The organism is Neptunomonas sp. CHC150 (assembly GCF_030397555.1).
Taxonomy (GTDB): domain Bacteria; phylum Pseudomonadota; class Gammaproteobacteria; order Pseudomonadales; family Balneatricaceae; genus Neptunomonas; species Neptunomonas phycophila.
The window spans coordinates 1-10,839 of sequence record NZ_JAPNXU010000023.1; the positions used below are offsets into that span (position 1 = coordinate 1).

Annotated in this window: 8 protein-coding genes and 2 pseudogenes; 6 read left to right on the forward strand and 4 right to left on the reverse strand. The window is 43.6% G+C overall.

Annotation, left to right across the window (positions count from 1 at the left end; all coding sequences use genetic code 11):
- A pseudogene (locus OW491_RS17860) lies at positions 1 to 366 on the forward strand (isocitrate lyase); the annotation flags it as partial.
- Positions 367 to 491: 125 nt separating this feature from the next.
- On the opposite strand, the gene OW491_RS17865 reads toward OW491_RS17860, so the two are convergent.
- From OW491_RS17865 to OW491_RS17875, 3 genes are all read right to left on the reverse strand, one after another.
- Entirely contained in the window at positions 492 to 989 is a 498-nt protein-coding gene (locus OW491_RS17865) for a hypothetical protein (protein WP_075172107.1), read from the reverse strand.
- An 88-nt stretch (positions 990 to 1,077) separates the two neighbouring features.
- Positions 1,078 to 3,447 carry a phosphoenolpyruvate synthase gene (gene ppsA, locus OW491_RS17870; protein ID WP_290037249.1) on the reverse strand — a complete coding sequence of 790 codons (2,370 nt, stop codon included), beginning with the start codon at positions 3,445 to 3,447 and terminating at the stop codon, positions 1,078 to 1,080.
- Positions 3,448 to 3,623: 176 nt separating this feature from the next.
- The gene (locus OW491_RS17875) at positions 3,624 to 4,151 is read right to left on the reverse strand and encodes a tRNA-uridine aminocarboxypropyltransferase (RefSeq protein ID WP_290037251.1); all 528 of its coding nucleotides are present in this window, start codon (positions 4,149 to 4,151) and stop codon (positions 3,624 to 3,626) included.
- Between the two features lie 37 nt (positions 4,152 to 4,188).
- Here OW491_RS17875 and OW491_RS17880 point away from each other — a divergent pair, with 37 nt between their 5' ends.
- The 5 genes and pseudogenes from OW491_RS17880 to OW491_RS17900 all read left to right on the forward strand — a co-directional run bounded on the left by OW491_RS17880 (position 4,189) and on the right by OW491_RS17900 (position 9,492).
- The gene (locus tag OW491_RS17880; RefSeq protein WP_178968671.1) at positions 4,189 to 5,007 is read left to right on the forward strand and encodes a pyruvate, water dikinase regulatory protein; all 819 of its coding nucleotides are present in this window, start codon (positions 4,189 to 4,191) and stop codon (positions 5,005 to 5,007) included.
- Positions 5,008 to 5,141: 134 nt separating this feature from the next.
- Positions 5,142 to 6,278, forward strand: a pseudogene (locus tag OW491_RS17885) (MMPL family transporter); the annotation flags it as partial.
- 477 nt (positions 6,279 to 6,755) lie between these two features.
- Complete coding sequence (locus OW491_RS17890; protein ID WP_283159788.1) at positions 6,756 to 7,478, forward strand: MMPL family transporter; 723 nt, start codon at positions 6,756 to 6,758, stop codon at positions 7,476 to 7,478.
- Positions 7,479 to 7,480: 2 nt separating this feature from the next.
- Positions 7,481 to 8,281, forward strand: coding sequence for an outer membrane lipoprotein-sorting protein (locus OW491_RS17895; RefSeq protein WP_215151630.1), 801 nt, complete (start codon positions 7,481 to 7,483; stop codon positions 8,279 to 8,281).
- Entirely contained in the window at positions 8,281 to 9,492 is a 1,212-nt protein-coding gene (locus OW491_RS17900; RefSeq protein WP_290037252.1) for a hypothetical protein, read from the forward strand. Before OW491_RS17895 ends, OW491_RS17900 begins: the two co-directional genes overlap by 1 nt.
- Before the next feature lie 97 nt (positions 9,493 to 9,589).
- Here the strand turns inward: OW491_RS17900 and OW491_RS17905 are convergent.
- Positions 9,590 to 10,839 (reverse strand): cadherin-like domain-containing protein (locus tag OW491_RS17905; protein ID WP_290037253.1); only part of this gene is annotated, 1,250 nt, incomplete at its 5' end.

Below are 10,839 nucleotides of genomic sequence, written 5' to 3' on the forward strand. Positions count from 1 at the left end.
GATCGTGCTGGTTTGATGGACGTTAAGTACGATGAGACTGAGTTGGCCATCGAAGCTGATAAGCGTATCCAGACGTTCCAAGCGGACGCGGCACGTGAAGCCGGTATCTTCCACCACTTGATCACATTGCCTACGTACCACACCGCTGCCTTGTCGACTGACAACTTGGCTAAAGAGTACTTCGGTGAGATGGGTATGTTGGGTTATGTCGCTGGCGTACAACGTAAAGAGATCCGTCAAGGTATCGCCTGCGTTAAGCACCAAAACATGGCTGGTTCTGACATGGGTGATGATCACAAAGAATACTTCTCTGGTGATGCCGCACTGAAAGCGTCCGGTAAAGACAATACGATGAACCAGTTCTAAAAATTAACCGGTTCTATTGACCAAAAAGGGATGCTCACAAGCATCCCTTTTTACGTTTGGGTCATCTGAAATCATATTAATTGAATGACAAACTCGACAAGCATTAAGCGAAAATATAGTAGCCGTTAAAACGTAACAAGGTTGCGCAATACAACATGCGCTTCTTGGCATTCATCGATAGGTGATTTGATATCGGCAAGGGCGCTAGCGGCCGTTACTGGCATCGCTTCTTGCACAACCGCTTCACTGTAATCATCACGCGGCATTTTGAGGTAAATGGGCTGGCCTGTTAAACGCATATAAATGTGTTCATTATCATGTACTACGCCCACGTAAGGTGCCTCATGTAGCTCAACAGATGAGCCTTGCTGGGTAGAAACAAACCCATGAAAACACCCAGTCGACGGCATTGGACTTTGACCGTTGCCCGCTGCTGTGGGGCTTTGTACTTGTGTGGGGTCATCGCCTTGCAATATGGCATCTTGCAAAGCAATAGCTTCTTGTTGCGCGCTCGGTTCATCTTTTAAAAAAGCAATTTCAAAATTATTATCGCTGTTAAGCATCCAGCCAACAGAAACTGCCGTTACAGCTAATATCGATATGCCTTTTAGTGCGTCATTCATGTCGCGCCCATGGTGTTATTACATTGCTCAATTATGATTGATCAACTTATGCTGCTCAATTGTACTGCAGGACAGTGTGCAACGCTTTTTACTGTTTTTGGCCAGCTAAGTAAAACCATGTATCTAAAACAGTATCGGGATTAAGTGAAACGCTGTCGATACCCTGCTCCATTAACCAACGAGCTAGATCCGGATGGTCAGAGGGGCCTTGCCCACAAATACCAATGTATTTACCTTGTTCCTTGCATGCTTTAATAGCCATGCTCAACAGCATTTTAACGGCCTCGTTACGCTCGTCAAATAAGTGAGCAATAACACCCGAGTCGCGATCCAAACCTAATGTCAGTTGGGTGAGATCATTTGAGCCAATTGAAAAACCATCAAAAAACTGTAAAAACTGGTCAGCTAATAAAGCATTTGAGGGGATCTCACACATCATTATCAAGCGTAATCCGTTTTCACCTCTGACTAGTCCATTGGCAGCTAGCATTTCACTTACCTGCTTAGCCTCACCGACAGTACGAACAAACGGCACCATAATTTCAACGTTTGTGAGCTTCATCTCATCACGTACTTTCTTTAATGCTCGGCACTCTAAATCAAAACAATCTTTAAAAGAGTCACTGATATAACGTGCGGCACCACGAAAACCCAGCATAGGGTTTTCTTCATGAGGCTCGTATTGATCTCCGCCTATAAGATGGCCATATTCATTAGATTTGAAGTCCGACATCCGGACAATGACTTTTTTTGGGTAAAAGGCCGCAGCAAGCGTAGCGATACCTTCCACTAATTTTTCTACATAAAAATCGATTGGGCCTGCATATCCTGCACTGCGACGCTCAATAATCGTACGAATAGCGGGCGGCTGATCATCAATATTTAGTAACGCTTTAGGGTGCACACCGATCATACGGTTAATAATAAACTCTAAACGCGCCAGCCCCACACCAGCATTGGGCAGTGATTGGAAATCAAAAGCACGGTCGGGGTTACCAACATTCATCATAATCTGAAACGGAATAGAAGGCATTGAGTCAACACTATTGGTTTGATGCTCAAAGTTAAGCGCCCCTTCGTATGCTCTTCCTGTATCCCCTTCAGCACAAGATACAGTAATAACCTGACCATCAGATAACCGTTCAGTAGCATCACCGCAACCCACAATAGCAGGAATACCTAGTTCACGCGCAATAATAGCTGCATGGCAGGTTCGACCGCCTCTGTTTGTCACAATAGCCGATGCCCTCTTCATTACAGGCTCCCAGTCGGGATCTGTCATATCAGTGACTAATACATCGCCTGGCTGCACTTTCTCCATTTCGTTTATACTGGACACCAACCGGACAGACCCTGATCCAATACGATGCCCTATCGACCTTCCCTCAATGAGAACCTTGCCTTTTTCTTTGAGTAAATAGCGCTCCATAACATTACTGTTATCTCGGCTACGAACAGTTTCTGGGCGGGCTTGTACGACATACAGCTCACCATCGTCTCCGTCTTTGGCCCACTCGATATCCATAGGTCGACCATAATGCTGTTCGATCACCACTGCTATTTTGGCCAGTGCTTGAACATCATTATCATTAATGCAAAAACGATTGCGTTGCGCATCGGGCACTTTGACTGTTGAGACTGCGTTTTTTGTTGAGCCTTCTTCTTGGTAAACCATCTTGATGGCTTTCGAACCTAAGGTACGGCGAAGTATAGCTGGAGCGTCTTGTTTTAATGTTGGCTTATAGACATAAAATTCATCAGGGTTTACCGCCCCTTGAACGACCGTTTCACCTAATCCGTAAGCTGCCGTAATGAATACAACGTGGTTAAACCCCGACTCTGTATCCATAGTAAACATCACACCGGAAGCAGCCGTTTCGCTACGTACCATGCGCTGAATACCAGCCGATAGAGCAACTTCGTTGTGCTCAAAGTTATGGTGCACCCGATAAGAAATAGCGCGATCGTTATACAAGGACGCAAAAACTTCTTTAATTGCCTGCTTGATGTTGGCCAGGCCACGTATGTTTAGAAAGGTTTCTTGTTGACCGGCAAAAGACGCTTCAGGTAAGTCTTCAGCGGTGGCAGAAGAACGTACAGCAAAAGCCATGGTCTCATCACCGGACGCCATTTCTTGGTAGGCATGGTCAATGGCTGCATTCAAGTCGGGTTGCAGTTGGCTGTCTAAAATCCATTGACGTATCTGTTTACCCGTTTCGGCTAGGGCAACTACATCATCGGTATCTAAAGAAGAGAGCAGATCATCAATTTTATTTTTTAGATTACCAGCATTTAAAAAATCACGAAAAGCTTGTGCTGTGGTTGCATATCCGCCCGGTACTTTGATGCCTGCCGTACTTAATTGGCTGATCATTTCACCAAGCGATGCATTTTTACCGCCCACTTTTTCTACATCAGACATTCCAACCTGATCTAGACGCAAAACATAATCTTGCAAAGCTTTCTCTCCTACTACCGAAAGGCGTGCTCTTATTTTAAGGATGCGCACGTATATAGAGAACATAGGATACTGCAATTTGCTGCGAAATAGAAAAATTACACAAGCAAATAGGCTACCCCCAACCAGCCCGAAGCTATCATTAGCAACATTTTAATGCTCAGAAACCTAACAGACTAACATGACGTTTGATTGATAAAATCGTTAAATAAATTTTCTAAATGATCTGCATGCTGATCACACTGTGTGCACCGCATCAAACTAATCGCCGCTTCCACCGTGCATAGCCCACCCTCAACTTGGTTACGACGAAGATGAAACTTAGAGGGCTCGCTTTCTGGTAGTGCCACTCTAGGCAATTTTTGCAGATAAGCGCTACGGTTCATTATTTTACGAGCTTCTTGCCATGTGCTATCGATAACGATGAAATGGTCAAAGCTCTGAATCTCCTGGCCATTATCTGCTCGCTCAGAAGTGAGTTGATCCGCCACATTGGGTAAGTCAGGGTATAAAATGGCAACCCTTTGGCTTTCAATCAGTTTTAGCAACCAAGGGTCCGGTAGCGTTCTTTTCCATATGACTCTTCGCGACACCCATGCGGGTAACTGCAGTAACAACTGCCCGGTATTTGTTTTTTTTGTGAGCTCTCTTTCGTGCGTTAACGCAATTATCAATGGTTCAGACTGTCGGGGTATATGACTCATTTGGTATAGTCGTGCCAGAAGAGGATTGAAACAATATATGAAACGAACGGCATTCTTTATTTCCGATGGTACAGGTATTACAGCAGAAGCTCTGGGTAACAGTTTACTGGCTCAATTTGCAGATATTGTTTTTGAGCGTATTACTTTACCCTACATTGACTCTATTGAAAAAGCACATGAGGTGGTAACCGCCGTCCGCGAAGCTCACATTAAAGATGGTACTAAGCCGATACTCATTGATACCATCGTGGATGAGAATATACGGCAACTGATCAGTAAAAGCGAAGCGATTAAAATAGATATTTTTTCTACTTTTATCAAACCCTTAGAGAGCGAACTTGGCATTAAGTCTAGATACTCTGTTGGCCAGTCTCATGGCATTGTAGAATCTCAGCGTTATAAAAATAGAATAGAATCCGTTAACTTCGCGTTAGATAACGATGACGGAATGCGTACCCGACATTACGATGAAGCCGATATTATTCTCGTTGGTGTTTCCCGTTGCGGGAAAACGCCTACCTGCCTTTATATGGCATTACAGTTTGGTGTGCGTGCTGCTAATTACCCACTCACCGAAGATGACCTAGAAAGCAATGGCCTGCCTAGCTGCTTAAAGCCTTATCAAAATAAGCTGTATGGCCTAACTATCGACCCATTTCAGCTAGCAGCCATAAGGCATGAGCGCCGCGCTAACAGCCGTTATGCTTCACTCACGCAATGCGAAACAGAAGTTGTATTTGGTGAGCAGTTATTTAAATCTTTAAAAATTCCTTTTATCAATACAACTACATTCTCAATAGAAGAAATCTCGACACGCATCATGGCTGATCGCGGCCTAAAGCGTCGAATTAATTAAACATCAGTTTAAATCAACTCAAGATTTACGCACCCAGCCCGCTAACTCAATAACAGCAAACATCTGTCTATCTACTATAGTGATGTAGGTATGGAGTTACCGGGCCTCTTCAAAATCATAATGATCCCTCCCGGAACTCATCTATTTGCCCGGAGATTTTTGTGATCGATACAGTCGTCAAATATTGTCTTAAACATACATGGCATGTGGTAATCCTTGCGATTGGGGTTACCCTAATCGCGGGGTTTGGTGCCTCTAAACTTGTTTTCAAAAGCGATTATCGTGTCTTTTTTAGCCCAGACAATCCCGAATTAAAGACTTTTGAGGCTATGCAAAAAATTTACAGCAAAAGTGATAACGTCGCTTTTGTTATTTCCTCGAAAAAAGGCAAAATTTTTACCCCTGACGCTATTAGTGCCGTTCATGACTTAACGAATGAAGCATGGCAAATCCCCTATTCAACCCGTGTCGATTCAATCACCAATTTTCAACACACTTATGCCGAAAATGATGACCTCATTGTAGAAGATCTTGTACTTGAGCTAGACCAAGTTACTGAGCAGCGTTTACAAACAATAGAAGATATTGCTCAAGCAGAGCCTCTATTGGCAGGTCGATTAATTTCTGAAGACAGTCAAGTAACCCTAGTAAATGTCACTATTCAACTGCCCGGTCTCGACCGCACCGTAGAACAACCAAAAGTCATCCGTTCCGTTGAGTCTATCGCTAATACTATTCGAGAGAGACACCCCGATATATCAGTTCAACTGACCGGGGTTGTAATGATGGACCACAGCTTTGTAACCGCTTCCGAGAAGGATTCGAGCTTTTTAATTCCCATTATGTTTGCCATTGTTGCACTCAGCATTTTACTGTTTTTGCGCTCAATAAGCGGTGCCATTGCCACGATTATCATTATCGCTTCATCCATCGCAGCAACAATGGGGACTGTTGGCTGGTTAGGCTTTCATTTGACCAGCCCATCATCTGCAGCACCCATCATCATCCTCACCCTTGCAGTAGCCGATAGTATTCATGTTCTAACTACTTTTTACCAAGAGCACGAACACTTACATAACCGTTATAACGCGATGTTGAGCAGCTTACGCATTAACTTTATCCCTGTATTTCTAACCAGTGCGACCACTGCTATTGGTTTCTTAAGCATGAACTTTTCTGATTCACCGCCTTTTAGAGATTTAGGTAATTTTGTTGCTATCGGGGTATTTTTTGCTTTTACGTTCTCAATCACGCTTCTGCCAGCCCTCATTATGTTACTCCCCTTTAAGCCAGTAAAAGCATCTGGCTGGGATAGTCGTTTAATGAAGCACCTATCAGCTTTTGTAATACGTCAACATAAAACGCTTTTATTGGGCTTGTCATTAGCCATGGTAGCGATCATTGCTTTCGCACCCGCCAATAAACTCAACGATAATTTCGTCGAATATTTCAGTGAAGACGTTCCTTTCAGGCAGGCATCAGACTTTATGCAGGAGCACTTGACCGGCTTAGCCTCTATCGAAGTGTCAATGGATTCTGGTGTTTCAGGCGGCGTTAACGATCCCGATTTTTTAGTAACTGCAGAGCGGTTTGTCGATTGGGTCCGAGCGCAACCCCAAACGGATCACGTCAACACCTTAACCGATACTTTAAAACGCCTAAACCAAAACATGCATGCTGATAATCCAGACTACTATCGTTTGCCAGAAACACGCGAAATGTCAGCACAGTATTTACTTTTATACGAGATGTCATTGCCTTACGGGTTGGATTTAAACAATCAACTTAATGTCGATAAATCTTCAACGCGTATTGTTATCTCTTTAAAGAACTTGACCAGTAATGAGCAAGTCAATTTTGAACATACAATCAACGAATGGTTTGCCGAAAATGCCCCCCAACTGCAGGTATCGTTAGCAAGCCCCAGTTTAATGTTCTCTCATATTGGCCAACGAAATATTGAAAGCATGCTTAAAGGGGTGGTTATTGCATTATTCTTGATATCTATACTTTTCGGGTTTGCCTTACGTTCTATTCGATACAGCTTTTATAGCTTACTGCCTAACCTAACTCCTGCGCTCATTGGCTTTGGTGTTTGGTATTTTATCAGCGGGCAAGTGGGGCTGGCTTTATCGGTGGTTGCAAGCATGACGTTAGGAATTGTGGTGGATGACACTATCCACTTTCTCACTAAATATAAACTCGCAAGAGAACAACGCCTGCTCAAACCCGAAGCCGCAGTCGAGTATGCATTTGCAGGAGTGGGACGAGCTTTGTGGGTGACTACGCTTGTTCTTGTACTAGGCTTTATCGTCTTAGCGCAATCAACTTTTCAAATTAATGCCGATATCGGTCTTTTGACCGCTATCACACTCGTAGCGGCTTTAATTGTCGACTTTCTATTTTTACCGCCCTTGCTATTAAAAATAGATAAACGCAGCGCTACCACTCAACACAAAGGCCAAGCATGATTATGAAGCGACTAACTCCACCCTCTATCTTGTGTACGTTTAGTGCGTTAACTTTTTTAACATCACCTGCAGCCCATGCGCAAACCCCCGCCGAAAAAGGCCTATCCATCGCCACGGCTGCAAAGCAAAGTGATGCAGGCTGGCAAGACATGCAAGCAAGCATGCAAATGATTTTACGTAACAGTGAAGGACAAGAAAGCCTTCGCGAGATTCGGATAAAAGCCTTAGAACAGCCTGATGATGGTGATAAAAACCTCACTCTATTTGACAAACCTTTAGACGTAAAAGGGACCGCCTTCCTTAGTTTTTCTCACGCGGTAGGCCCGGATGATCAGTGGCTTTATTTACCAGCGCTTAAACGGGTTAAACGTATTGCCTCACGTAATAAGTCTGGCCCTTTCATGGGTTCAGAGTTCTCATTTGAAGATATGAGTTCGTTTGAAGTTAACAAATATACTTATAAGTACATCCAAGACAGCCCTTGCTCGCTGGGTAACTGTTATGTTGTTGAGCAGTACCCTGTTGATCAATATTCAGGTTATACCAAACGAATTACTTGGGTTGATACACAAGAATACCGTCTGGATAAAATCGAATTCTATGATCGAAAGGACGCCTTATTAAAGACACTGGTCTACGATAATTATCAGGTATACCTAAACCAACATTGGCGCCCCCACACCATGAAAATGGTAAATCACCAAACTGGAAAAAGTACCGATTTGATTTGGGATAACTTCCAGTTTCAAACAGGTTTATCAGACAGTGATTTCAACCAAAATGCATTAAAGAGAGCTCGATAATGAAGCCTCTAATCCCCCCGCTACTCGGATTATCGATTCTAATTGCTAGTTCATTAACTACAGCAGCCTCAACAGAAATCGAATTTGATATATCGGGGCGCATTGGTGCAGAACTACGGTTGTTCAACCAAAATGGGCGTTACGAGGGGCAGAATTATAAGGCTAATGTTTCTATGTTTGTGGAACCCACTTTCACATGGCAATGGAACAATGGGTATGATGCGGCGGTGATTACCCCTTTCTTTCGTGTAGATCAGCAAGACAGTAAACGTTCACATGTTGATTTACGAGAAGGCTACTGGCTTCATGTTGCTGATACTTGGGAGCTAAAACTAGGTGTTGCACAAGTATTTTGGGGCGTGACTGAGTTTCAGCACCTATCAGACGTGATTAACCAAACAGACTTTGTAGAAGACATTGATGGCGAGGACAAACTAGGTCAACCTTTATTAAAATTATCCCTAGTAAGAGATATGGGGATTTTCGATGTATATATTTTACCCGGCTTTCGCGAACAAACTTCTGCAGGCTCTCATGGCCGATTTAGACTCCCCATAGTGATTGATAACGATGATGCCACTTATGAATCCTCCCAAAAAGACAAACATGTCGATGTAGTGCTGCGTTGGAGCCATTCCACAGGGCCTTTTGATTTAGGGGCGTATGTGTTTAAAGGGACCAACCGTGAGGCCGTGTTAAATAGCCAATTAGAGGGTTCTGAGCTTAAGTTAGTCCCTTATTACACCCAAATGACTCAAGTAGGTGGGGATCTACAGTACACCTCCGGCAATTGGTTATGGAAAGCGGAAGGTATCTGGCGTGATACAAAGGAACATACATTACGGGCAACTCAGACAGGTTTTGAATATACCTTTTATGGCATCGCAAACTCAGCCATTGATATGGGAATGTTAGCCGAATATAGTTGGGATAGTGACAGAGAAAAAAGCAGCCGCTTGTTTCAAAACGATCTTTCTATTGGTGTGCGCTTTGGTATGAATGACGTTCAGAGTACAGAAGTACTCATGGGTTTGACTTACGATTTAGATTACCACTCAACCAATTTTGGGTTAGAAGCGAGCCGAAGGCTTGGCAATAGCTGGAAGTTAAGCCTTGATGCTCGTATTTTTAACGCGAACGATAAAGAAGATCCGCTCTACACTATCGACGATGATAACTATATTGGATTGACATTGGAGCGTTACTTTTAACCTCTTTATACACCAGATAGCTGCTGACGACATTTTAAATACAAAAGAAAAAGGGCCGAGATAATCCCGACCCTTTTACAGCTATTGCGCTAATTAATTAGCTTAAATCAACTTGTAACTGATTATTAGCCAACAAGTAGTCAATGATTACAGAATCATCCGCACAACCACATGCCAGTTCTGTATCGGCCAAACGTATTGTATGGTCGACATTAGCGTCGTGGTTATCTTCTGTTCCGTTGTTAGCAAATAGGCCTTCACTACTAATTTCAATGATGGTGTCGCCCTCATCAGTGAACTCAAAGTGTAGGTAGTCAGATAGATCACCTGTGCTACCTTGCAACAAGTCCGCAAAATCAAGGATGTCTTCATCACCAAATTGGTAAACCGTATCCGAGCCATCAAGGTCTTTGAAATTAGTCACTAAGGTGTCAGCGTCCATGTCATCGCCCATGTATATGGTGTCGTTTCCTTCACCACCTACAAGGGTATCAGCACCGGCGCCACCGTAGATAATATCATCGCCTTCGCAGCCGTAGATTTGGTCGTTACCAGCACCGCCCGTTAACAGGTTGTCATACTCATCACCAAAGATAATCTGATCGCTTGCTGTATCGTAATCGATCGTTACCGTTGTAGAAGTGTATCCGCCGTTTCCATCAGTGACCATATAATCAAATGTTGCTTCACCAATATAACCAGGTGTTGGTTCAAACGTGACCGTTCCATCATCATTTAATGTAGCAGTACCGTTAGTGGCATTGCGCACAAAGAAGATGGAAAGAGTGTCGCCGTCAGGATCAACATCATTAGCTAACAAAGTAGAAGCAGGGAAAGTGATTGTCTGATCAGGTTCTGCTGAGAACGAGTCTGGCGTAGCGCATGGAATGTCATTAACAGAAGCAACAGTAATCGTTACCTCAGCTGTGTCATACCCACCATTACCGTCTGTGATAGTGTATTCGAATGTTGCCTCACCAAAGAAGTTAGCCGCCGGTATGAACAATACAGAACCATTTTGATTCAAAATGACTGAACCGTTCTTAGGGTTGCTTACACTAACAATGGATAACATATCGCCATCAGGATCACTATCGTTACCTAATAGATCATTAGCCGTTAGTGTCAGTGGCGTGTCTTCATTCGTTGTGAATGCATCATCTACTGCATCCGGAGCATCATTCATCGGAGCAAAGTCGATGGTGACTGTGGCCGTGTCAGTACCGCCATTGCCGTCTGTGATGGTGTAGTCGTACGTCGCTTCGCCTACAAAATCCGCATCCGGTGTGAAGGTAATTGTGCCGTCAGCATTCAGAACAACGGTACCATTCGTTGGGTTAGATACGC

Bases quoted from the DNA above. Each gene is read 5' to 3' on its own strand.
- OW491_RS17880 (WP_178968671.1), top strand. From the start codon at position 4,189: ATGAAACGAACGGCATTCTTTATTTCCGATGGTACAGGTATTACAGCA.
- OW491_RS17900 (WP_290037252.1), top strand. From the start codon at position 8,281: ATGAAGCCTCTAATCCCCCCGCTACTCGGATTATCGATTCTAATTGCT.
- OW491_RS17865 (WP_075172107.1), bottom strand. From the start codon at position 989: ATGAATGACGCACTAAAAGGCATATCGATATTAGCTGTAACGGCAGTT.
- OW491_RS17875 (WP_290037251.1), bottom strand. From the start codon at position 4,151: ATGAGTCATATACCCCGACAGTCTGAACCATTGATAATTGCGTTAACG.
- OW491_RS17895 (WP_215151630.1), top strand. From the start codon at position 7,481: ATGAAGCGACTAACTCCACCCTCTATCTTGTGTACGTTTAGTGCGTTA.
- OW491_RS17890 (WP_283159788.1), top strand. From the start codon at position 6,756: ATGTCATTGCCTTACGGGTTGGATTTAAACAATCAACTTAATGTCGAT.